The organism is Pseudomonas sp. PS02290, assembly GCF_029960075.1.
In the GTDB taxonomy this organism is placed as follows: Bacteria; Pseudomonadota; Gammaproteobacteria; order Pseudomonadales; family Pseudomonadaceae; genus Aquipseudomonas.
Map to the genome: position 1 here is coordinate 1 of NZ_JASCOY010000241.1, position 321 is coordinate 321.

General features: G+C 60.7%; 1 pseudogene. It reads right to left on the reverse strand.

Features of this window, described 5'->3' with window-relative positions:
• A pseudogene (locus tag QMX88_RS29975) lies at positions 1-321 on the reverse strand (hypothetical protein); the annotation flags it as partial.

The window sequence follows — 321 nt, forward strand, 5'->3', positions numbered from 1 at the left end:
GCCCGAGAACCTTCTCGATCGACGGGAATGTGACGGGCGCGGCAACGACGGGAATGCCGTTCCAGTACACGGTCCATACGTCTCCCAGTTCGATGTGCTCCCAAGGCAGGACCGTGACGGTCACCTGGGTATCGGAGCTGTTAATGGGCGAAGGGCTGACCGTCGGCGGCGCGAGGTTTTCGTTGATGGTGGTATCGGTATCGGGATCGAGCCCGCCGGGCACCGTGCGATTGACGTTGACCGTGCGGATGGCCGATTTTTGCAGATTTTCGGCCTCGTGATCGTACAGCGTGTAAAAGACCTCGCCTTGCGGGGCCTTGA